This is a genomic window from Natronococcus sp., assembly GCF_047921035.1.
Lineage (GTDB): Archaea > Halobacteriota > Halobacteria > Halobacteriales > Natrialbaceae > Natronococcus.
In genome coordinates, this window is the sequence record NZ_JBLRWX010000063.1 from 1 (window position 1) to 21,661 (window position 21,661).

General features: G+C 67.4%; 23 protein-coding genes, 1 tRNA gene and 1 pseudogene. 7 read left to right on the forward strand and 18 right to left on the reverse strand.

Annotation, left to right across the window (positions count from 1 at the left end; all coding sequences use genetic code 11):
• The 4 genes from ACNA7R_RS13075 to ACNA7R_RS13090 form a co-directional block, all read right to left on the reverse strand.
• Positions 1 to 568 (reverse strand): ABC transporter ATP-binding protein (locus ACNA7R_RS13075; RefSeq protein ID WP_416284003.1); only part of this gene is annotated, 568 nt, incomplete at its 3' end.
• Between the two features lie 24 nt (positions 569 to 592).
• Positions 593 to 1,507, reverse strand: a complete 915-nt coding sequence (locus ACNA7R_RS13080; protein ID WP_416284004.1) for a carbohydrate ABC transporter permease — start codon at positions 1,505 to 1,507, stop codon at positions 593 to 595.
• A gap of 61 nt (positions 1,508 to 1,568) precedes the next feature.
• Positions 1,569 to 2,576, reverse strand: a complete 1,008-nt coding sequence (locus ACNA7R_RS13085; protein ID WP_416284005.1) for a carbohydrate ABC transporter permease — start codon at positions 2,574 to 2,576, stop codon at positions 1,569 to 1,571.
• 19 nt (positions 2,577 to 2,595) lie between these two features.
• Positions 2,596 to 3,909 (reverse strand): ABC transporter substrate-binding protein, encoded by a 1,314-nt coding sequence (locus ACNA7R_RS13090; protein ID WP_416284006.1) that lies wholly within the window; start codon positions 3,907 to 3,909, stop codon positions 2,596 to 2,598.
• Positions 3,910 to 4,115: 206 nt separating this feature from the next.
• On the opposite strand from ACNA7R_RS13090, the gene ACNA7R_RS13095 reads away from it, so the two are divergent.
• On the forward strand, positions 4,116 to 4,751 hold the full coding sequence (locus ACNA7R_RS13095) for a DUF4013 domain-containing protein (RefSeq protein ID WP_416284007.1): 636 nt from the start codon (positions 4,116 to 4,118) through the stop codon (positions 4,749 to 4,751).
• Positions 4,752 to 4,773: 22 nt separating this feature from the next.
• Here the strand turns inward: ACNA7R_RS13095 and ACNA7R_RS13100 are convergent, their stop codons facing one another.
• The 3 genes from ACNA7R_RS13100 to ACNA7R_RS13110 form a co-directional block, all read right to left on the reverse strand.
• The gene (locus ACNA7R_RS13100; protein ID WP_416284008.1) at positions 4,774 to 5,961 is read right to left on the reverse strand and encodes an AGE family epimerase/isomerase; all 1,188 of its coding nucleotides are present in this window, start codon (positions 5,959 to 5,961) and stop codon (positions 4,774 to 4,776) included.
• A 130-nt stretch (positions 5,962 to 6,091) separates the two neighbouring features.
• Entirely contained in the window at positions 6,092 to 6,667 is a 576-nt protein-coding gene (locus tag ACNA7R_RS13105; protein ID WP_416284009.1) for a hypothetical protein, read from the reverse strand.
• A complete protein-coding gene (locus tag ACNA7R_RS13110; protein ID WP_416284010.1) occupies positions 6,664 to 7,029 on the reverse strand; it encodes a hypothetical protein in 366 nt (121 codons plus the stop codon). Before ACNA7R_RS13110 ends, ACNA7R_RS13105 begins: the two co-directional genes overlap by 4 nt.
• 281 nt (positions 7,030 to 7,310) lie before the next feature.
• On the opposite strand from ACNA7R_RS13110, the gene ACNA7R_RS13115 reads away from it, so the two are divergent.
• Positions 7,311 to 8,288 (forward strand): Gfo/Idh/MocA family protein, encoded by a 978-nt coding sequence (locus tag ACNA7R_RS13115; protein ID WP_416284011.1) that lies wholly within the window; start codon positions 7,311 to 7,313, stop codon positions 8,286 to 8,288.
• Here the strand turns inward: ACNA7R_RS13115 and ACNA7R_RS13120 are convergent.
• Positions 8,285 to 9,367 carry a glutamate--cysteine ligase gene (locus tag ACNA7R_RS13120; RefSeq protein ID WP_416284012.1) on the reverse strand — a complete coding sequence of 361 codons (1,083 nt, stop codon included), beginning with the start codon at positions 9,365 to 9,367 and terminating at the stop codon, positions 8,285 to 8,287. The genes ACNA7R_RS13115 and ACNA7R_RS13120 overlap by 4 nt on opposite strands.
• Before the next feature lie 321 nt (positions 9,368 to 9,688).
• Between ACNA7R_RS13120 and ACNA7R_RS13125 the strand changes: the two genes are divergently transcribed.
• Together ACNA7R_RS13125 and ACNA7R_RS13130 are read left to right on the forward strand one after the other, a co-directional pair.
• The gene (locus ACNA7R_RS13125) at positions 9,689 to 10,681 is read left to right on the forward strand and encodes a TSUP family transporter (protein ID WP_416284013.1); all 993 of its coding nucleotides are present in this window, start codon (positions 9,689 to 9,691) and stop codon (positions 10,679 to 10,681) included.
• Positions 10,682 to 10,784: 103 nt separating this feature from the next.
• Complete coding sequence (locus tag ACNA7R_RS13130; protein ID WP_416284014.1) at positions 10,785 to 11,333, forward strand: VIT1/CCC1 transporter family protein; 549 nt, start codon at positions 10,785 to 10,787, stop codon at positions 11,331 to 11,333.
• A gap of 116 nt (positions 11,334 to 11,449) precedes the next feature.
• Here the strand turns inward: ACNA7R_RS13130 and hcp are convergent, their stop codons facing one another.
• The 10 genes from hcp to ACNA7R_RS13180 all read right to left on the reverse strand — a co-directional run bounded on the left by hcp (position 11,450) and on the right by ACNA7R_RS13180 (position 19,821).
• On the reverse strand, positions 11,450 to 12,781 hold the full coding sequence (gene hcp, locus ACNA7R_RS13135) for a hydroxylamine reductase (RefSeq protein WP_416284015.1): 1,332 nt from the start codon (positions 12,779 to 12,781) through the stop codon (positions 11,450 to 11,452).
• 125 nt (positions 12,782 to 12,906) lie between these two features.
• Positions 12,907 to 13,029 carry a hypothetical protein gene (locus ACNA7R_RS13140; protein ID WP_416284016.1) on the reverse strand — a complete coding sequence of 41 codons (123 nt, stop codon included), beginning with the start codon at positions 13,027 to 13,029 and terminating at the stop codon, positions 12,907 to 12,909.
• Positions 13,026 to 14,606, reverse strand: a complete 1,581-nt coding sequence (locus ACNA7R_RS13145; protein ID WP_416284017.1) for a fatty acid--CoA ligase — start codon at positions 14,604 to 14,606, stop codon at positions 13,026 to 13,028. The genes ACNA7R_RS13140 and ACNA7R_RS13145 overlap by 4 nt, the downstream gene beginning before the upstream one ends.
• A gap of 65 nt (positions 14,607 to 14,671) precedes the next feature.
• Positions 14,672 to 15,313: a fibrillarin-like rRNA/tRNA 2'-O-methyltransferase gene (locus tag ACNA7R_RS13150; RefSeq protein WP_416284018.1), complete on the reverse strand. Its 642-nt coding sequence runs from the start codon at positions 15,311 to 15,313 to the stop codon at positions 14,672 to 14,674.
• Positions 15,310 to 16,194 carry an NOP5/NOP56 family protein gene (locus ACNA7R_RS13155; protein ID WP_416284019.1) on the reverse strand — a complete coding sequence of 295 codons (885 nt, stop codon included), beginning with the start codon at positions 16,192 to 16,194 and terminating at the stop codon, positions 15,310 to 15,312. The genes ACNA7R_RS13150 and ACNA7R_RS13155 overlap by 4 nt, the downstream gene beginning before the upstream one ends.
• A 70-nt stretch (positions 16,195 to 16,264) precedes the next feature.
• Complete coding sequence (locus ACNA7R_RS13160) at positions 16,265 to 16,933, reverse strand: DUF2391 domain-containing protein (RefSeq protein ID WP_416284020.1); 669 nt, start codon at positions 16,931 to 16,933, stop codon at positions 16,265 to 16,267.
• Positions 16,934 to 17,006: 73 nt separating this feature from the next.
• Positions 17,007 to 18,125, reverse strand: a complete 1,119-nt coding sequence (locus ACNA7R_RS13165; protein ID WP_416284021.1) for a DUF63 family protein — start codon at positions 18,123 to 18,125, stop codon at positions 17,007 to 17,009.
• Positions 18,126 to 18,188: 63 nt separating this feature from the next.
• Entirely contained in the window at positions 18,189 to 18,992 is an 804-nt protein-coding gene (locus ACNA7R_RS13170; protein ID WP_416284022.1) for an inositol monophosphatase family protein, read from the reverse strand.
• Between the two features lie 537 nt (positions 18,993 to 19,529).
• Positions 19,530 to 19,612 (reverse strand) — tRNA-Leu (locus tag ACNA7R_RS13175).
• 47 nt (positions 19,613 to 19,659) lie between these two features.
• Entirely contained in the window at positions 19,660 to 19,821 is a 162-nt protein-coding gene (locus tag ACNA7R_RS13180; protein ID WP_416284023.1) for a hypothetical protein, read from the reverse strand.
• A gap of 166 nt (positions 19,822 to 19,987) precedes the next feature.
• Here ACNA7R_RS13180 and ACNA7R_RS13185 point away from each other — a divergent pair, with 166 nt between their 5' ends.
• From ACNA7R_RS13185 to ACNA7R_RS13195, 3 genes and pseudogenes are all read left to right on the forward strand, one after another.
• Positions 19,988 to 20,491 (forward strand): DUF309 domain-containing protein, encoded by a 504-nt coding sequence (locus ACNA7R_RS13185; protein ID WP_416284024.1) that lies wholly within the window; start codon positions 19,988 to 19,990, stop codon positions 20,489 to 20,491.
• A gap of 79 nt (positions 20,492 to 20,570) precedes the next feature.
• Positions 20,571 to 21,368: a succinylglutamate desuccinylase/aspartoacylase domain-containing protein gene (locus ACNA7R_RS13190; protein ID WP_416284025.1), complete on the forward strand. Its 798-nt coding sequence runs from the start codon at positions 20,571 to 20,573 to the stop codon at positions 21,366 to 21,368.
• Between the two features lie 137 nt (positions 21,369 to 21,505).
• Positions 21,506 to 21,661: pseudogene (locus tag ACNA7R_RS13195) on the forward strand (YeeE/YedE family protein); the annotation flags it as partial.

Sequence of the window (21,661 nt, forward strand, 5' to 3'; positions counted from 1 at the left end):
CGTCGAGGTCGTTCTGCAGCCGCTGGAGTTCCATGCGCATCCCCGCACGGAGCTTCGCGTCGAGGTTCGACAGCGGCTCGTCCATCAGGAACACGGCGGGATCCCGGACGATCGCCCGGCCGAGCGCGACGCGCTGTTGCTGGCCGCCCGAAAGCTCGCCCGGCTTACGTTCGAGCAGCTCCTCGATCTCGAGCAGTTCGGCGGTTCGCTCGACGGAGTCGTTCATCGTCCCGGTGTCGAGGTCGGTCGACTCCTCGAGGCCGAAGCGCATGTTCTCCCGGACGGTCATGTGGGGGTACAGCGCGTAGCTCTGGAACACCATCGCGATGTCACGTCGCTGTGCAGGGACGTCGTTGATGATCTCGTCGTCGATCGCGATCGCGCCCTCGGAGATCGTCTCGAGGCCCGCGATCATCCGCAGCGTCGTCGACTTCCCGCAGCCGGAGGGACCGACGAGGACGAGGAACTCGCCGTCGTCGATCTCGATCGACACGTCGTCGACCGCGACGATCTCGTCGTCGCCGTCGTCGAAGCGTTTCGTTACGTTCTCGAGTGTGAGGTTTGCCATTGGTAGTGAGTGAGTCGTGGTCGTCTACGATGCACCGGTGATCCCCTTCGCGAACTGCCGCCCGAAGACGACGTAGATGAGGATCGTCGGCAGGGCGGCGATAAAGGCGCCCGCCATCTGGATGTTGTACTCCTGGGCCATCGACCCCTGTAGCTCGTTTAGCGACTGGGTCACGACGTAGTTCGACCGGGAGGTGACGAGGATCAGCGCGAACAGCAGGTCGTTCCAGACCTGCGTGAACTGGTAGATCAGCGTCACGGCGAACATCGGCATCGACAGCGGGAGAACGATCCGCTTGTAGATCCCGAAGGCGCTGGCGCCGTCGATCTTCGCGGCCTCGATCATCTCGTCGTCCATCGTCTTGTAGTAGGAGCGAAACAGGATCGTACAGATCGGGATCCCGTAGGCGGTGTGAGTGATCGTCAGCTCGATCAGGTCCGCCCGCTCGGCGAGGAACGGGGCGAACGCGAGCAGCCCCGCGAGGTCGACGGCCGACCAGAACTGGCGCAGGGGTACCAGCACCGACTGGTAGGGCAGGAAGACCCCCGCGAGAAAGAGCACGAGGATTCCGACCTGGCCTCGCCAGGACAGCTTCGTCAGCCCGTAGGCTGCGAGGCTTCCCAGCAGCGCCGACAGGATCGTCGCCGGAACGACGAACAGCAGGCTGTTGACGAGCCCGCCCTGCATCGTCGCGAACGCCAGCTCCCAGGGCTCGAGGGTGAACCACTCGGGGGTCGGCGGCGCCAGCGGCGTCGTCTGGACGAACCCCGTCTGGCTCTTGAACGCCGTCGTCAACCCGCCCCACAGCGGGGAGAGGTAGAACGCGATCAGCCCGAGTAGAATCGCGTACAGCGCAGCCCGCTGGCCGTCGATCGTCTCGAGGGTCGTCGCGAGTCGGCCCTCGCTCGAGGTCGATTCGGTTCGCTCGGCGGCGGTCATCGGTCGCCACCTCCGTCGCGTTCGGTCCCGCTCGGTCGGATCGTCCGGGTTCGTCGTGCCATCAGAGATCACCCCGCTTGTACTGCGTGTAGAGGTACGGAGCGACGACCGACAGCGCCATCAGGAAGAGGACGGTCGCGACCGCCGCGCCGTAGGCCCACTGGGTCCGTGAGAACGCAACCCGGAACATCATCACCGCGAGGATGTCCGCGGATCGTCCGGGCGTGTCGCCGAACATCACGAAGATGAAGTCGAACGCCTTCAGCGCGAACACCATCAACACGACCGCGGCGGAGGTCGTCGACGCGCTGAGTTGGGGAACGATCACGCGGCGGTACATCCGCAGCGAACTCGCGCCGTCGACTTTCGCCGCCTCGTAGTGTGCGTCGGGGATCGCCCGCAGCCCCGCCAGATAGACGACCATCGCGTAGCCGCTGAACTGCCAGGTCAGCGCGAAGATGATCGCCGCCAGCCTGGTCGTCGGGTTGCCGATCCAGTCCATCGTCAGGAAATCGAGCCCGATCGTACTGAGGAAGACGTTGATCGTCCCCGTCGACGGGTTGTACATCCACGACCAGAAGATCGCCGTGACGACGAACGACAGCGCCATCGGCAGCAGGTAGATCGTCCGAAACGTGTTCTCGAAACGGATGTTCTGGTCGACCAGAATCGCGAGCACGAGCCCGATCGCCAGCGAGACGACGGTGAACGCGACCAGCAGCACGACCGTATTCCGGAAGGCGGCGACGAACGACGGATCGGCCGGCATCTGTCTGTACATCTCGAGCGAGAGGCTCGTGTAGTCGGGCTGTACGAGCCCGCTCCAGTCGGTCAGCGAGATGAGCAGGTTCCAGCTGACCGCGCCGTAGACGAACAGCCCGACCAGAAGCGCCGGGGGCAGCCAGAACGGGAGCGCCTGCACCGCGTCGCTGTGACGGAGCCGCGAGGCCCTGCTCCCGCGGCTCGAGGTCGTCCCGCCGTCCGCTCTGAGAGCCTGCTCGCCGTCTTCGGACGCGTCGGTACGCCCGCGGCGAATACGTTCGAGTAGCCGACGTATGTCAGATCCCATAAAATATCGTCGTGGTTCGTCAGAAGATTCCGACGAGGTCTTCGGTGGTCTCCTCGGGATCCCAGTTGTCGGTAAACACCGCGAACGCCTCCTCGACCTCGCTGGCCTGAGCGGGTTCGAGACCGCTCCCGTGGGAGACCGACGTCACCTGTTCGTTCGAGCCCTCGAAGTCCTCCATCTGGTCCTGGAGGAACGGCGGGAACTCGTCGGTCGGGACGTCGGTGCGGGGCGGGATCGATCCCTTCGGCGGGTTGAACCGCTCCTGGGCGTCGACGGTCGAGCAGTACTCGATCCACGCCTCCGTCGCCTCGGGCGAGGGGTTGTTCGCCGGCATGACGAACGAGTCCATCACGAGGGTGTAGACGTCCTCGGTACCGGGGAACGGGACGTAGTCCCAGTCCTCGCCGTACTCGAAGTCGTCGGCACCCTGGTACTCGCCGGCCGCCCAGTCGCCGTTGTGGTGGAAGGCGGCGTCGCCGGTGATCACGCCGGCGTTGGCCTCGTCCCACGAGACCGTGCCCGCGTCCTCGTTGAAGTACTCGCTGTACTCCTCGACGAGCGACAGCGACTCCTCGATCTCGTCCTCGAGTTCGGTCGCCTCGCCGTCCAGGAACTGCTCGAAGGCGTCGACGCCGTGCTGGCCGGTGAAGACGACCTCCCAGAGCTGGAGGGTACCCCAGGGTTCCTGGGTCTGCTGGGCGAGTCCGACGTAGCCCGCGTCGTCGGCGGCCTCGAGCGCCTCGAGGAAGGCCTCGGGGCTGTCGATCCCCTCGGGGTCGACGCCCGCGTCCTCGAGCACCTCGAGGTTGTAGAAGACGTTGTTCAGCCGGTGGATGTTGATCGGCGCCGCCACGACGTCGCCCTCCGGGCTGGAGGCCTCGAGGACGCTGTCGAGGTACTCCTCTTCCGCGCCGTCTTCCCACAGGTCGCCGACTGGTTCGAGGGCGTCGGCGTCGGTGTACGTCCGCAGCGCCTCACCGGGCCAGATCTGGAACGTTCCCGGCGGATCCTCGTCGAGGACTCGCGTCTGGACCTCGGCGTCGATGGCTGCGCCGGCCCCACCCGGCGCCGGGTTCGACTCGACGGCGTACTCCGTCTCGGATTCGAAGCCGTCGACCAGCGCCTCGAAGGCCTCCTCTTCGCCGCCGGCGGTCCACCAGTGGACGACCTCGAGGTCGCCCTCTCCGTCGCCGTTTCCGTTCCCGTTCCCGTTCCCTTCCCCGTTGATCTCGTCGGGATCCTCGTCCTCCGCACACCCGGCGAGGACCGCGGTCCCGACTGCACCGGTCGACAGCAGGTACTGTCGACGCGTGACTAGGCGATTGTTTGCCATAACCACTTTTGTATTTCGATGCCCTCATAATAAATATGCGTATTTTTATTCGCTCTCGAGTACTCCTCAAGGTTCGATCCGAGAGAGCGATCCCGGCTTGCGATCCGCCGGTCGAACGAAATCGGTTCGGACCGCGCTCGAACGTTCTCGATTCGTGACGGATCGGTCGCGGAAGACGTAAATCGGATCGCGCTCGAGGCCAGCGTATGGACGAGGCACTGCGGTACCCGCTGCGCGGCGAGCACGGCGAGAAGGCGCTGCTCGTCGCCTGGCTCTGCGTGTTCGTCCACGCGGTCGCCATCCCTTTTCTCGCGCTCGTTCCGCTGGCTGGGTATCTCGTTTCGGTGTTCGCCGCGGCGCCCGATCCGGACCCCCCGTCGGCGCTCGAGCGGGGCGTCCTCTCCCGAGGCGTCGGCGCGACCGGGCTCGGGATCGCCTACCTCGCCGCGCCCCTGCTGGCGGCGGGCGTGACGTTTCGGCTGCTACTCGAGACGGAGCGGGCGCCGACTGGCGGCGACGCCGTCGTCGTCCTGGCCGGCTCGACGGCCGTGCTGTTCGCCCTCGCGGTCGCCGGCTACCTGCTCCCGATCGGGATCGGGAATTACGCCCGTACTGGTTCGATCAGGGCCGGATTCGGCGGTCTCGGCGACGCGGCGGGTAACGCCGCCTACTTCGTCGGCTGGTGTTCCGGGGCGATCCTCTTCCTGCTCGGAGTCGCTCTCTCGAGCGCGCTCGTCGAGATGGGGGGACTCGCGCTCGTCGTCGGCTCGCTGGTCGGGGCCTACGCGACGCTGGTCGCGACGCGACGGATCGCACGGGGATACGTCGCCGCAGTGGAGTGATCGGCCCGTCGCCTCGTTCTCTCTACTCGAGCCTGCCGTCCTCGAGCGCCCGCATCGCGAGCCAGGCGTTCGTCAGCGGGTGGTACCCCGGCTCGACGGCCGTCCCGCGGTTCGGGTCGTCGCGCTCGTGGTCGCGGGTCAGGCGCTCGTACCAGTTGCCGTACTTCGGATTTCGGAGGTGCTCGAGCGAGTGTTCCCAGAGGCGGTCGTACCAGTCGACGTAGGCGTCGTCGTGGCGGCTCAACAGCGCGCTGGCGCCGATCGCTTCGGTGTGGACCCAGCCGTACTTGTCGGGGACGATCGGCTCGCCGTCGGCCTCGACCGTGTAGTAGAGCCCGCCATGCTCGTCGTCCCAGCCGAGGTCGACCGCGGCGTCGAACAGCTCGAACGCCCGCTCGAGGGGCCACGCCTCGGACCGGTGGTCGGCGAGCAGGGCGAGGAGCTTCGCCCACTCGGCGTGGTGACCGGGCTGGTAGCCCGGCGGCCGGAACTGGTGGCGCGGGCTGTCTTCGTTGTACGACAGATCGGGCTCCCACTCGTCGGTGTAGTGTTCCCACAGCAGGCCGTCGGTCGCGCTCGTCACCTCGCGGGTAAAGCGGTCGGCGACGGTGGTGGCGCGCTCGAGGAAGCGATCCTCGTCGGTCGCCTCGTACGCCGCCAGTAACGCTTCGCAGGCGTGCATGTTCGCGTTCTGGCCCCGGTAGGACTCGAGTTCCCAGTCGGGCGAGGCCTGGTCGGCGTACAGGCCGTGTTCGGGCTCCCAGAACCGGTCCTCGAGGACGTCGAACGCGCGCTCGAGCTCCGCCCGCCCGCCGGAAATTCCGGCCTGGTGGGCGCGCGCCCCGGCGAGCAGCGCGAACGCGTGGCCGTAGCAGTACCGCGTTCGATCGACGGGCTCGCGGCCCTCGAGCAGCCAGTCGTACCCCTCGCGGTCGGCGTCCCAGTGGGCCGTCGAGAGGAATCGCAGGCCGTGCTCGGCGGCGTAGCGACACCAGTCGGGGCCGTCGGCGATGACGCCCAGGCTGAAGTTGTGGACGCCCCGCGCGGTCGCGACGAGGTGTCGCGTTCGCGAGTCGTAGACGTGGCCGTCCCGTTCGTCGAGCTGGGCGATGTACCCGCCGACCGTCGTGTCGATACAGGCGGGATAGTAGAAGTTCAGCACGTCCCGGAACTGGTGGCGCAGCCCGGTTCGGGTCCGGTAGACGTTCATGGCTGGTCGTATCCGACGGGATCACATAGTGATTCGGGCGACCGGCCGCGACCGGCATGCGAGTGACGCATCGACGAGAGACTCGTCTCGATCGGCACGGTAAACACGAGCGAGGTGACGGCCACCGCCGTTACTCCTCGAGGAGCGCCAGTATCCGGGTGACGTAGGGGCTGTCGTCCCAGCTTCGGTGCGGGCTGATCGCGTCGATGATCGTTCTCGCCTCCTCGCGGGTCAGATGGCCGTTCCGAGCGTAGTCACGGACGAGTCGCGGCGTCGGGACGATGCGCGGCCCGTCGAGGACCGCGTGGATGAGCGGGAAGTTCGTCCCACCGAACTCGTCGGTCAGAAAGCCGTCGACACCGAGCGCGTTCGCGAGAACGATCCCGTCGGTCTCGCCGTCGTCGAGGCCGAACGTCGGCCGTGAGTCTGGGGTGTCGGAGCGTTCGTAGGGGTCCTCGACCGAGTAGTGATCGCGGGCCGCGAGGACGTTGCTCGCGGCGGCGCCGTGGACGTCCTGATACTGCGTGATATCGCGGAGTTCCGCGATCACCTCCGGCGGCACGAACACGTCACACGACGCGAGGAGGTACTGGAGCGGATCGGCTGCCGTCTCGGTGTCGTAGTCCGCGTCGGTGCGGGGCACGGCGAGACTGACGAGCGCACTGGTGTCGGCGACGACCGTTCGAAGCCGCGGCCGGCCGCTCATCGACCGTCGTCGTCGGTGTCGACCGTCACCGCGTCGCCGCCGTAGACATCCGTGTCGTCGGGAGCAGCGAGATCGAGCGGTTCGTCCTCGAGGTCCGCCTTGAGAAGCCGGAGCCGCTGGGCGGTCTCGGCGCCGACCAGCTGTTTGACCGTCTCGAACTCGAGTTGGTCGTCGTAGTACTTCCTCGCGACCAGCTCCTGGAACGTCTCGCTATCTGCGGTCTCCTCGATGTACTGACGGATGGCCTCGACGAGGAGATCCGTCCGATCCGTCTCGAAGAGCTCCGCGATCGCGTCGAGCCGGTCGACGAGGTACTCCGGTGACTGGAAGTGGACGCGGCGCGGGTCGTCGCTCGCGCTCATTCTATGTGCAACTTTTGCACATAGCTCAATAACCCTTTCGGCGCTTGTGCAGCGTTTGCACATTCGGTCCGAGCATCCGACGTCGAACGTATCGACCCTGGTATTACGTGTTCCGTCGTCGACGATCGCACGGAGCGACGGTTTCGCGTCGCTCGCGTGGAAGATACCGTTCGTCCCCGATCGGCGCCCGCGGAGACGACAGCTCGAGGAACGGCCGTCGCGTCCTCGGCGTCGCCCCTCGAGCGCCCACCTTCTTTACGCCCGGCTGAGAGATCGGACGTATGGAGTTCGGTATCATCGGTACGGCGGGGATCGCGCGGAAGTCGGTGCTGCCTGCGATCGACGCGAGCGACCACGAGGTCGGCGCGGTCGCCTCGCGCGACGGCGAGCGAGCGCGGGCGTTCGCCGACGAGTTCGGGATCCCACGGCGGTACGGCTCTTACGGGGAGTTGCTCGAGGACGGCGGGATCGACGCGGTGTACGTCCCCCTGCCGAACGCCGCCCACGCCGAGTGGACGACCCGAGCCGCGGACGCCGGTCTGGACGTGCTCTGCGAGAAGCCGCTGGCGGTCGACGCCGACCAGGCCCGCGACGTCGCGGCCCACTGCGAGGACCGCGGCATCACGCTGATGGAGGCGTTCATGTACCGCTACCACCCGCGAACCGAGCGCGCGATCGAACTCGCCCGCGAGGAGCTCGCGGATGTCCGCTCGGTCTCGGCCGCGTTCAAGTTCCCGCTGTTCGGCGATCCCGACAACGTCCGCCTCGATCCCGACCTCGCGGGCGGCTCGCTGATGGACGTCGGCTGCTACGCCGTCTCGGCCGCCCGCCAGTTCCTCGGCGAGCCCGACCGGGTTTACGCCCACACCCACGACTCCCGGGGTGCGGGCGTCGACACCGAACTCGCGGGGATCCTCGAGTACGACGACGGCGCCTCGGCCCGGATCGCCTCCGGGTTCGACACACAAAAGGTACAGCGCTACCGTGTCGAGGCCACAAACGGCTGGCTCGAGGTCGAGGACGCCTTCGACGCCCCGCTGGACGAGCCCCTCGAGCTGGAGTACCGGATCGACGGCCGTCACGCCGTCGAGACGTTCGACCCGGTCGACCACTACCGCCTGCAGGTCGAACAGTTCGCCGACTGCGCCGAATCGGGCGCACGGCCCCGGACCGACGCCGCCGAGGCGATCGCGAACATGCGGGTGATCGACGGCCTCTACGAGAGCGCCGAGCGCGGGGAACTCCGGGCGCTTCCCTAGTTCGTCTCGAGCAGCAGTGACTCGCAGAGCGCGTCGGGACCCTCCTCCTCGCGCAGTCGGCGCTGGCGCTCGGCCCCGCTCTCGCGCTCGTAGACCTCCCGGATCCCGTCGATCCCCAGCCGCTCGCACTCCCGGTCGACGAGCTCGCCGAGGTCGACGGTTCCCTCGAGGTCGCGATCGATGAGCGAGACGTCCTGGCCGTGGCGGATCGCGCGCCACTTGTTCTCGTCGAGCAGCTCCCGTCGGTGCTCGCGGCTCGGCGTGCCGTCCTCGTACTCCTCGGCGAGAACCTCGACTAACGCGTGGGCGTACTCGACGAACGCCATCACGACGTCGGGGTCGGCCTGGCCGTCGGGCGTCCGGAGTTCGACGGTCCCGTGGGCCGTGTGGGGCCGGACGTCGTACCAGAGTTCGCCCCGGTCGGCGATGGCGCCGGTCTCGAGCATCCGCCGCTCGAACCGGTCGAAGTCCTCGAAGTCCTCGAAGTGGGTCGGCATCCCGGTGTTGGGCAGCGCCTCGAAGATCTTCGCGCGAGCCGACTGGAGGCCGGTGTCGAACCCGTTCCAGTACGGCGAGTTCGCCGACAGCGCGAGCAGGATCGGCACGTACCAGCGCAGCTCGTTTGCGATCCAGACCGCCTTGTCGGCATCGTCGACGCCGACGTGGACGTGGACGCCCGCGGTCGTGTTGCGGTGCTGGGGGTACTGGATGCGATCGAGCTGGGAGCGATAGCGCGGTTTCTCGGCGTGCTCGAGTTCGCGCCACTTCGCCAGGGGGTGCAGTCCCGCCGCGGCGATCCGATAGCCGTGGGCCTCGGCGTGGTCGACCAGCGCCCGCCGGATCTCGAGGAGCCGCTCGCGGGCGTCGCCGGGCTCCTCGATCAGGGGCGTCTGGGTTTCGATGACGAACTTGAACAGCTCGTGGTCGAGCCGTCCCTCGAGGATCTCGGGCGGGTCGTGCTCGTAGACGAGTTCGTCGGTGCCGCTTGTCGGGCGTCCGCGCTCGTCGACGACGTAGCACTCCTCCTCGATTCCCAGCGTGCCCATGCGCGTGAACGATTCCGGCGACCCGCGTTCCATTGGCTCCCGTTTTCGGCCGCGGTGATAAATACCGTTTGGACTCGGCAGGACGCCTCGCGGACACCTGGCGAACGTGGGGTGGCGCCCGTTCGCGGCGTCGCTCGCCGTCGCGGGGACTCCTATAGTAACAACTGAAACTGTTCGCACACTGATCGGATGGTCGTCGTGCGATCGAGTGCGCACTGACTTTCGGTGGCTACTATACCTTCCATCCAGGAGCTGGTGGGCGAACTATGCCGCTCGGCGGCGTTCGCTCGCTATGCACCATCCGATCGACGCCGCCTCGAGCGCTCGAACCGCGCCGACCGGCGGAACGGTCCCATGACCGAGCGGCCCGCGGACGACGGGACGGCCCCCGACCGGCGAATCGGGGCCCGCGCCGAGCGTCTCGACCGGGAGCGGACCGCGGCCGAACGGCTCCAGCTGTCACGGGAGACGTCGAAGCGATTGGCGCTGATCTGTGGGCTGTACGTCCTCGGGTTTCTGGCGATCTACGCGCTCGTCGCCCGAACCTCGGGCTCGGCCGCGTTCCACCTGCTCCCGGCCGTGATCGTCGCCGCGTTCGTCTTCGAGGCGATGGACTCGGCCGCCGGGATGGGCTTTGGAACCGCGCTGGCTCCGCTGCTGTTCGTGCTCGGATACGATCCCCTGCAGGTCGTCCCGATCCTCCTGCTCTCGGAGATGGCCACGGGGCTGGTCGCCGGCCTCGTCCACCACGAGTTCGGCAACGTCCACTTCGAACTGGATCCGGCCAACGAGGCGACCAAGCTGGTCGGCCTGTTCGCGACGACGGGCGCGCTCGCCGTGTCCGCGTCGATCGTGTTCGTCTACGCGGCGGTCGAACTCGACTCGAGTCTCATCAAGCTCTACGTCGGGAGCGTCGTGATCCTCATGGGCGCGATCGGCCTCGTCCGTGCGAGAATCGGGACGGGCGCCACCTACCGTCCGAAACTGTTGATCGCGTTCGCGCTGTTCGCCGGCGTGAACAAGGGGATCGGCGGCGGCGGGTACGGTCCCGTCATCACCCTCGGACAGCTGTTCTCGGGCGTCTACGAGAAGAGCGCGACCGCGATCACGACGCTGTCGGAGGGGATCGTCTCGCTGGTCGGCGTGCTCGCGTTCTTCCTGCTCACGATCCACGGTGTGGTGATCGATCCGCTCTTGCTTCCGTCGATTTTCACCGGAGGATTTCTCGCGGCGGTCGTCGCCCCGCTGCTCGTGCGAGTCGTTCCGAACGCGGTCTGGCGGTACGTGATCCCCGGTTACGCGCTCCTCATCGGCGCCGCGGCGATCGGTCTCGGCCTCGACGTGTGAGGGGCGCACTGCCGATCGTCACGGCGGTTTCGGACCGCTCGAGTACCCGCCCGAGGACGCTCCAGTACGAGGGGATGAACAGGATCGGCGTGGTACGCACGCTATGATCGAACAGTTCCTACGCGACGAGGTGACGGACCGCGGCGGGTACATCGCCGAGGTGATCTACGGCGCGAACGACGGGATCGTCACGACCTTCGCCGTCGTCGCAGGCGTTGCTGGCGCGGCGCTCGATCCCGCGATCGTTCTGATCCTTGGCGTCGCGAACCTGCTTGCCGACGGGTTCTCGATGGGGATGAGCAACTATCTGAGTCAGCGATCGGCGCTGGACTACGAAGCTGCCAGAACCGACGGCGCCTCGGCGCTCGAGGACCCCACGGGAGACAAACCGCCCGCCTACACCGCGTTCACGACGTTTCTCGCGTTTCTCGTGGCCGGGTGGACGCCGCTGCTCCCGTACGCGCTGGCCGTCGAACCGACGTTTACGATCTCGATCGTCGCGACCGGCGGCGCGTTCTTCGTCGTCGGCGCCAGCCGGACCCTCGTGACCGATCGACCCTGGTACCTGGCGGGTCTCGAGATGTTCGCGATCGGGATGGTCGCCGCCGGGGTCGCCTACGCCACCGGCGTCTTTCTCGGCGGACTCGCGTGATCGGGCCCGGACCGGTTCTCGAGTGCGGGCGAGTCATACGGTTTACTGTAAGTCATTACCGGCGCAACCGCCGCACGGGTCGCGGTTGCGCCGGTAAATCGTTACAGCAATCCGTATCAGTCGTCGGCCGGCGTCGCTCCGGCTGCTCCGCCGGGAATCGGCTCGCCGAGCATCTCCCGCAGGTCAGCCTCGGGCTCGCCGATCGGCTGCAGGCCGAACTCCTCGTGGAGCAGTTCGACGTTCGACTCGGTGAGAAACTCCGGCACCGTCGGTCCAAGTCGAACGTCCTCGACGCCGAGGTGGAGCAGGCCCAGCAGGACGGCGATCGCCTTCTGCTCGAACCACGACAGCACCACCGAGAGCGGGAGGTCGTTGACGCCGCAGTCGAACGCCTCGGCGAGCGCGCCCGCGATCTTCACCGTCGAGATCGAGTTGTTACACTGGCCGAGGTCGACATAGCGAGGGATCTCGGTGCCGGGAACGGTCCCCATCTCGAGGTCGTTGAACCGGAACTTGCCACAGGAGGTCGTCAGTACGACGCAGTCGTCGGGGATCGCCTTGACGAGTTCGCGGTAGTAGTCCCGGCCGGGCGTCGGCCCGTCACAGCCCGCGACGACGAAGAAACGACGGAGTTTGCCCGATTCGACTGCGTCGACGATCTCGTCGACCTGGTCGAGGACGGGCTCGTGGTGGTAGCCGGTCGTGACGGTCTCGTCGCTCTCCCAGTCGACCGCCGGCAGCTCGTTGGCTCTCTCGATGACGGGACCGAACTCGTAGTCGTCGATCGACTCGACGCCCTCGAGTCCGGTCAGTCCCGTCGTAAAGAAGCGATCGCGATACTCCTCCGTCGGCGGCTGGACGCAGTTGGTCGTGCCGACGATCGCGCCGGGGAAGTCCCGGAAGAGCAGTCGCTGGTCGTGCCAGGCGCCGCCGACGTTCCCCTTCAGGTGGTCGAAGCGCGCGAGTTCGGGGTAGCCGTGGGCCGGCAGCATCTCCGAGTGCGTGTAGACGTTGATCGGCTCGTCTTCGGTCTGCTCGAGCAACTGCTTGAGTCCGTAGAGGTCGTGACCCGTGACGAGGATCGACTTTCCTTCGACGGCGTTCTGGGGAACCTCGGTCGGCTCCGGAACGCCGAGTTCGGTCGTGTGGGCCTCGTCGAGCAGCTCCATCACGTCGACGGCGGCCTTCCCGGACCGCATCGCGAGGTCGACGTGGTCCTCGGTGCTGAAGTTGACGTTCGTCAGCGTCGAGTACAGCGCCTCGTGGACGAGGGCGTCGACGTCGGGGTCGCGATACCCCATGTCGCGGGCGTGGGTCGCGTACGCCGAGATACCCTTGAGTCCGTAGACGACGAGCTCCTGCAGGCCGTTGATGTCGGGTTCCTTGCCGCAGACGCCCCGCACCGTACAGCCGCCTTCCGGGGTTTGCTCGCACTGGTTGCAGTCCATACTGTATCCAGGACACGAGAGTCACATAAGCGCCGAGCGCGATTCTCACCGGCTCGTAAGACCCGCAAAACGGGTTCGGGCCGTGGTTTATGATGGGTGAGTGGCATCCGGTACCAAGACACGTCTTAGAAGACGCTCTGAAGGAGGACGACGAGCAGCAGGGCGAGTACCGCGAGTCGGACGGAAGCCGACGTCCACGACGAGGGGACCCGAAACGTCTCGAACCGCGCGCCCTCGCGGCGGTTCACGCGACGGGGTCGGCCTCCGGCTCGAGGGCCGTCTCGTCCTCCCGGAGCTTGAACTTCTGGACCTTGCCGCTTGGGTTTTTGGGGAGTTCGTCGACGAAGTAGTAGGTTCGCGGGCGCTTGAAGTCCGCGAGCCGATCGCTCTCGCGGACGAACGCGTCCAGTTCCGTCGCGGGGACGCCGTCGGCGATGACGTAGGCGACGACCAGCTCGCCCCACTCGTCGTCCGGTTCGCCGACGACGGCCGCCTCCTCGACGCCGTCGTGAGCGAACAGGACGTCCTCGACCTCGGCGGGGTACACGTTCTCGCCGCCGGAGACGATCATGTCGTCCTTCCGGTCGACGACGTAGAGGTAGCCGTCGTCGTCGAGGTAGCCCAGATCGCCGGTGTAGTACCACGTCGTGCCGTCGGCCTCGCGCAGCGATCGGGCGGTCGCCTCCGGACGGTTCCAGTACTCGCGCATCGCGCACGGACTCGCGATCAGAATCTCGCCGATCTCGCCGTTGTCGACCTCGCGTTCGGGGTCCGCGCCCGGGTCGACCACGCGCAGTTCGTGATTGAGCGCGGGGAGGCCGGCACACCCCTGCTTCGAGCGCTGGTCTTCCGGCGACTGGAAGACGCCGGCGGGACCGATCTCGGTCATGCCGTAGGCCTGGACGTACCGCTCGCAGAGGTGCTCCATACAGTTGTCGAGTACTTGCTCGGGCATCGGGGCCGCCCCGTACAGACCGATCCGGAGCGAGGAGACGTCGACGTCCGCCTCTGCGGCGGTCAGCGAGAGGCCGTTCCAGGCCGTCGGCGCGGCGAAGAGGGTCGTCACGCCGTGGGCCTCGATCGCCTCGAGAGCTGCCGCCGGCTCGAACTCGTGGTGGATGACGGTCGTCGCACCCCGGTGGATACGGGGAAAGAGGCTACAGTGGAGCTCCGCGCAGTGGTACAGCGGCATCACCGACAGACCGACGTCGTCGCGGGTGAGGCCGAGTTCCGCGATACACAGCAGGCTGTGCTCGACCATGCTCCGGTGTTCGTGGACGACCCCCTTCGGGCGACCCGTCGTCCCCGACGTGTAGATGAACGCGTAGACGTCGTCCTCCGTGACGGTTACGTCGGGTCGCCCGCTCGAGCCCGACTCGAGCAACTCGTAGAACCCCCGCGCGTAGTCGGGAGCGTCGTCGTCGACGAAGATGAACTCCTCGACGGTCTCGAGGGTCGGACGAGCGCCCGCGACCGCCTCCTCGGTCGCGGACTCGAATATCACCAGTTTCGCACCCGCGTCGTCGACGATGAACTCGATCTCACCGGCCGGGAGCCGGAAGTTCAGCGGGGTGAAGACGGCCCCGATCTTCGCGCAGGCGTAGACCGCCAGTGCCATCTCCGAGCCGTTCTGGAGGACGGTCGCGACCCGGTCTCCCTTCTCGATCCCGGCGTCGCGCAGCGCGTTAGCCAGCCGATTTACTCGCTCGTCGAACTCCGCGTAGGTCCACCGCTGATCCTTCCGCGGATAGACGATCGCGTCCCGATTGGGGTATCGAGCGACGGTCTGCTCGAGGGTATCGCCGATAGTGGGGTGTTCGGACATACCACGACACGATATGACAAATAATCATATAAATGTTCGTGACAAGAGCAGGTGACTCGAGACGGCTACCGCGGGCGCGCGACGATCCCGAGGTGGTCCGCGTGGTAGTCGTCGAGTCGCCGACTCTCGAGGATCTCGTACCCCTCGGATAACTCCTCGCGGACGTCGTCGAAGACGGCCGCGGGCTCGCGGGTGACGTCCTCGCTCCGGGCCTTGACCGCGAGCAGCAGGCGGCCGTCGTCGGCGAGGAACCGGCGGTTCTCGAGGGCGACCCGGGCCTGGCCCCGCGTCGCGACGTCCTGAACGATCGCGTCGACGTCGCTCTCGACGACGTGGGCGTACGTCTCCGGTTTCCGGGCGTCCTTGAGCAGCGGAAAGAGTCGAGGCCGGGAGTCGGCCGCCTCGAGCAGGTCCCGAACGGGGCGGGCGGCGAACTCGACGGCGTAGGTCGGCCCCGCGACGTCGGCGACGTGGCTGACCGTCGTGCCGCTGGCGGCGCCGAGATAGAGCACCGTCTCCTCGTCGCCGCCCTCGAGCCCCGTCTCCATGCCGAGGGCGAGCATCGCGCCGAGCTTCGACCGGTTCGGGTTCCAGGCGCGCCACTCGCCGTCCGTCGGCTCGCCGTAGACGGGCTCGCCCCGCGTCGCGAGGTGTTCCTCGCCGTTGAACGCGCGGCGCTCGACGCCCGCGGGAAGGTCGTCGCTCACTCGTCGTCACCCCCGCTCTCGCCGTCGCTCGAGTCGTCTGTTCGGGCCTGAATCGTCTCGATGCGCTCCGCGAGTTCGGCCTCGAGTTCGGGCTTGCGCTCGCCCGAGTAGTGGTCGACGCGAGCGGCGATCGAGAGCTTGCCCGCGACCGCCCGCGCCGCCGACCCGCGCTCGTCGGGGTGGGTGCCCCGCACCGCGTCGTGAGTGTAGATGATCCCGTGTTTCGGCGAGGAGGCGTGCCCCCGGAGGTGGGCAAAGAGGGCGTCCTCGGCGCCGAGCACCTGCACGGTTCCGCTGGGTTTCTTCGCGAGGGGCTCGAGGCCGCCGGCAAGCGAGATCAGCCGGGCCGCCAGCACGGGACCGGCCAGCGCCGCGAGATTCGGCGCGACGGTCGGCGTCTCGCGCTCGACGTACTCTCGGAGGTCCTCGGCCTCGTCGGCCAGCGAGACGACGCGTTCGGCCAGCGAGCGAACGCGCTCGTGGCCGACGTCGCGCTCGGCGTCCTCGCCGGCGATCGCTCGAGCGTACTCGACCCCTGATCCCGCCTCGGGGTCGATCGTCCCCGCCCACTCGGCGAGGCGTTCGGCGAGTTCGTTCGCCGTACGCGTGCAGTCGTCCATCGTCCGCACCGCGTGGACGAGCTGTCGGTCGTCGGCCCGCTCGGCGCGCTCGACGGCCTCGCGGGTCGCGGCCGTCGTCGCCGCCTCGAGTCGGTCGTAGTACTCCGCCTCGTCGCTCGCAAAGCCCGCCTCGACGGCCAGCTCTGGCCAGTCTGCGGGCTCGGCGGCCGTCCCGTTCGCGATCGCGTCGGCCCCGCCCTCGCGGTCGTCGGGCTCGAGCCCCGCGAACCAGCCCGCATCCGCGGGCGAATCTGCTGTCATACCTGTCCCTTGGATCTCGGGGCCGTAAGTCGTTCCCGATCCGGCACCGCCCGTCCACTGGGGTATCGAATCAGCGGTCCCGGTCGTCGATCCCGCCGATCGCGGCGCCGTCCCCCTCGTTTCTCTCCGGCAGGATGTCCCCGAGCGCGGCGCCAAAGGCGCCAGCCGTCCAGATGACGGTGATCCGTCCGAACGCCTCAGCGGCCGTCGGCTCCCCCTCGATGAGCCGCCCCCACATGATCATCAGCCCCGTCGCCGTGAGCAGCGAGATTCCCAGAATACCGACCAGGCGACGGGGGACGAACCCGAACAGCGGGTCGGTTACGCCGACGTCGCGGATGTCGGTCCAGTACAGCAGCGCGGTCGTGAACAGCCCGATGAACAACACGTTCGCGATCAGAAAGATCGGCACCCCCGCAACCGTGAACTCGACGACGTGTTCGGCGATCTCGAAGACGCCGTCCTCGACGAGCAGGGGAAGCGAGAGGAGGATGCTGCCGACGAACGCCTCGGCCATGTCGCGGGTGGTGTAGCGTTTGATCCCGTTCTCGACCGCGTGGAGCCCCGGGACGTGGTGGGCGGTGCGGATCGCCCGTCGAACCTGCTCGCGCTCGGCCGGGTGGTCGACGAGCTCCTCGAGTTCCTCGAGTTCCTCGACGAGCCGCTCGAGATCGGCGTCGGCGGGAGAATCCTCGCGCTCCGACGGATCCGCTTCGGTCCGCGGCTCTCGGTCGGTCATTCGTCACGGACGTCCGAGGGCGAGCGCAAAAGGACGTCGACTTCGGCGGGCACGTCGACGATGGGCGGGAGCCCTAGACGCCGAACGCCGCCCGGAGCATGTCGCGGGTGCCGGGGCCGAGTCCGACGGCGACGACGGCGACCAACAGGAGGTAGGCGAACTGCGGGCTCTCCTCGAAGATCTCCTCGTTGAACAGCCAGATGATAAACACCGGTGCGGCGAGTTTCAGGAGGGCGAACGGCCACGCGCTGCCGATGACCTCCGCGCTCTGGGGGAGCAAGGCACCCGTGTACGTAACGATCGCGTCGTTGATGGGGTGTTTCGGCGTGTAGGTCATCCCCCAGACGTGCGACCAGTCGAGCATGAGCTGGTTCGCGAAGCCGTCGACGGCGTGGGCCCAGATGATGACGATCCCCATGTACCGGGTGCCCGCGTTCAGCCCGGGTGCGAACCGTTCGATCGCGAGCCAGACGACGGCCGTCGAGACGGTCGCGGCGGTGAGCACGATCGCCGGGATCGTCCAGTAAAACGTCGCGTACGTTTCGGTCGCGGCCGTGTATCCGAGAAAGCCCAGCGTCGACAGGAGCGCGACCGCGCCGACCCCGAACAGCGGGTACTCGTAGCCCGAGACGTACTCCTTTCGCTCGAGCCAGACCCCGGTGACGATCGCGCCCAGCGCGACCAGGAAGACGGTGACGTAGATCAGCGGGCTGATCAGGAACCCGGACCACGGCAGCTCGATCGCCAGCTCGCCGGTATCGCGGTAGGCCGCGACGTTCGCGTCCTCGACGGTTCGCAGGGCCCCGCCGAACAGCATGAACGGGAACAGCGCGAAAAAGCCCGCCCGGTAGCGCTCGATCTCGAGCCAGTCGATGATGAAGTAGATCCCGATCAACAGCAACAGGAGCGTCGGGATGTAGCCGGCGTAGGAGATCGCCGTGTAGCCGGGCTCGGCGGTCGGCCCGGCATCGGCGCCGGCCTCGTTACAGGGCAGTTCGGCGCCGTCGGCCCACGCGACGCAGCTCCAGCCGTGGGCGTCGGCGACGACGGGCCCCCAGTAGTACTGCCAGATGAGATCGACGTACACTCGCTGCGGAAACGCCACCGCGAGGGCGACGACGGCGACAGCGAGCACGACGACGGTCGCGGCCCAGATTCTGACGGGGCCGAACCGTTCGATGTACTCGTCCATACCCGATACCCGTGGGAGCGCCCGCTTACCGTTTCCGGTTTTCAATCCGAGAAAAACGCCAGCCTACGCGTCGATCCCGCGGGCGGCCTCGAGCAGTTCGTCGTGAACCGCGCCGTTGGAGGCGACCAGCCCCTCGCTGTCGTGGCGCCAGCGCTCGCCCTCGAGGTCGGTCACGGTCCCCCCGGCCTGGCGGATCGCGTGGACGCCCGCGACGGTGTCCCACGGGTTCGCCCGCAGGTTCGTGGTGATCCCCTCGAGGGCGCCCGAGGCGACCATCGCGAGGCCGAGCTGGGCGCAGCCGAACCGTCGCATGTCGCCGAAGCGGGTGACGATCTCGCGGTTCGCCGCGGCGTACTGGTCGCGGTGGTCGAAGTCCCACCAGAACGTCGGCGAGACCGTCGCGGCCTCGGGATCGGCGCAGTCGCTCACGGCGATCGGCTCGTCGTTTCGGAACGCCCCGTCGGGACCGCTCCGGTACTCGTCGTCCAGCGCCGGACACACGATCGCCGCGCCGACGGGTTCGCCGTCGACGACCGCGGCGACGGCAGTGCCGAACGCCCGGATCCCCCGGACGAAGTTGTTCGTCCCGTCGATGGGGTCGACGATCCAGGCCGGGCCCGACTTCGGAACCGCCTTCAGCTCGTCGTCCTCCTCCCCGACGACGGGGTCGTCGGGGTAGGTCTCGCGGATCGCCTCGATCACCGCGACCTGGGCCTCGCGGTCGGCCCGGGTGACGACGTCGGTCTTGCCGTTTTTCGTCTCGACGTCCAGGCTCGTGCGAAACGCGTCGCCGGCGATCGCGGCGCCCGCTCGAGCCGCGCGGACGGCGGTGTCGGCCCGCCGGTCGAGTTCGTCGGAGTTACTCATTGCCCGGTCTCCGTGCTCGACGTCAAAAAGTGATCACGTTTCGACCTGCCCCTCGGCTCGAGTCGGCGTCCGTGGAGCGACGGTTCTCGAGGGGAACTGACGGCAACTACAGCAGGAGATAGTCTCACAGGTTCGCTATTTAGAAATTACGTGAAATTCGTGTTAGGTATAGGCGGACGACGTCTCACTTCAATTCAGCCATTCTTCCTGCAGTGGCGCGCGCTGGTGAGCAGTTCGAGCAGTAGCGAGAACTGTTCACTAACACTGCGCGAGGGATGAGTGAACGAGCACAGCGAGTGAACGAATCGGTTGGGGAGGGTGTGGCAATCCCCTGTGTTCGTGCGAGCAGGACCTGCTACTCGTCGGTTGTGTTGCGTAGAAGTTTGCGAGGGCAAGAGGCTCGCTCTTGCCGCACTGGTTGCCAGTGCGAGGGGAGGGAATCGAACCACCTCCGGGAACCTGCGCGAGGCGCAGAACCCCGGCGTCGTTCGATCCCTCCGTGCATTTTCGTTCGGCACGGGATGTGCCTCACTGCAATGCGAGGGGAGGGAATCGAACCCACGAACGTCTACACGAGCGGATCTTGAGTCCGCCGCCGTTGACCGCTTGGCTACCCTCGCACGCGGTCGATGGTTCGTAGCTGCCGTATGAATAGTCTGCGGTTTCGTTACGCGTGTGGCCGGCGCTCGAGCTCTCCGCCGTCGGTAGACACGCCCTGAATCGGCTCGAGGAGGTGTCGCGCGCCGCAGTTGTGACACGCGTATCCCCCGTCGACGTGGGCGAAGAGGCGCTCGCCACAGCTCAGGCAGCGTCCGTCCGAGTGCTTCATTGGCGTGACGGTCTTTCCCTTGGGGAATAAGCATTCCGACGGCGGGTTGGGGATCCGGCGGACGCGAGTCCCCCCGAGCGAAACGCATGGAACCCTCGAGCCCGAACGGTCACGCAATGGGAGTCGAACCGCTCGCGGACCGCACCCAACCGACGACCGAGCAGCGATGACCGATCACACGCGGGACTACGCCGTCGCGCCGCCGATCTCGGGCTCGCCGACGGGGTGGGATCCCGACCGCGGGGAGTCAAACGGCTGGGAGCACGGCACGCTCCGGCGGGCCGTCGTCCACGGCGTGCGCCTGTTCAACGACGGCGCGTTCCACGAGTCCCACGACTGCTTCGAACTCGAGTGGTACAACTACGGCCGCGGGACGACCGAGAGCGCCTTCCTCCACGGGATGGTCCAGGTCGCCGCCGGCGCCTACAAGCGTGCGGACTTCGAGGACGACGGCGGGATGCGCAGCCTGTTCCGGACGGCCCTGCAGTACCTCGAGGGCGTCCCCGACGACTACTACGGGGTCGACGTCGTGGAGGTCCGGGAGACCGTTGAAGTGGCACTCGATGAGCCCGCCGCCATCGACGGCTGGCGGATCCCGCTCGACGGCGAGCGCCCGACCGCGCGGGCGATCGACCGGAAGTACGCGGCCGACCTCGAGAACGGGCCCTGACGGCCGCGTCGATAGCTCGAGACGCCGCGAGCGCTATCGGACCGAATCACATTTGAACTCGAAGTTCCTACGACTGGTAATGAAAGTTGCACAGCTCGGGTCCGGAACGCCCGAGATAGCGGTCGTCGGAGGAATCCACGGCGACGAACCCAGCGGGGTTCGCGCCGTAGAGCAGTTGCTCGACGAGAACCCGTCCGTCGAGCGTCCCGTCAAGCTCGTGGTCGCCAACGAGAAGGCCCTCGAGCGGCAGGTCCGGTACGTCGACGAGGATCTCAACCGGGCGTTTCCGGGTGATCCGAACGCGAAGACCCACGAGGGACAGCTCGCCGACGATCTCGTCGAGGAGCTGTCGGGCTGTTTCACCTTCTCGATGCACTCCACGCAGAGCCACGCCGAACCGTTCGCCATCGTCAACGAGCTCCACGAGCGGGCGAAGTCGATCTGTCCGCAGCTGCCCGTCCAGGCGATGGTCGAGACCAGCGAGTTCGCCGAGGGGCGACTGTTCTCCGAGATCGACACCATCGAGGTCGAGTGCGGACTGCAAGGGTCGGAGACGGCCGCCCAGAACGCCCTCCGGCTTACGCGGTCGTTCCTGACCGCCGTCGACGCGCTGCCGGGCGACACCGTCGGACGCGACCTGCCGGTCTACCGGCTCGTCGACGCCATCCCGAAGGGCGAGGCCGACAGCTACGAGGTCTTCGTCGATAACTTCACCGAGATCGAACCGGGCGACCCGTTCGCCGCCGCCGACGGCGACATGCAGGTCGCAAACGAGTCGTTCTACCCGGTGCTCATGTCCTCCTACGGCTACCGCGACGTCTTCGGCTACGCCGCCGAGAAGCTCGACGTGCTGTCGACCTCGAGCGCGGCCGACTGACCGACCGATCGACGCGCGTTCACGCGCAAGGCCGTTTTTCCGGTTTCCAGCTCGAGCCGATCCGTACCGGCTCCGGGATACGCACAAGTTTCCCCGAGTGAGGAGGATTGATGCCTCGCCGTCCCTAGCAAGCGTATATGACAGCGACAGCACTCCTTGCGGTCGCGTTCGGGGAGCTGTTCCCGAACGGGATCAGCCACTACGCGATCGGCGGCCTTCTGGTCGGCCTTGGTACCGTCGTCATCTATCTCGGCACCGGCATCGCCGCCGGCGCGAGCACGTTCCTCGAGTCG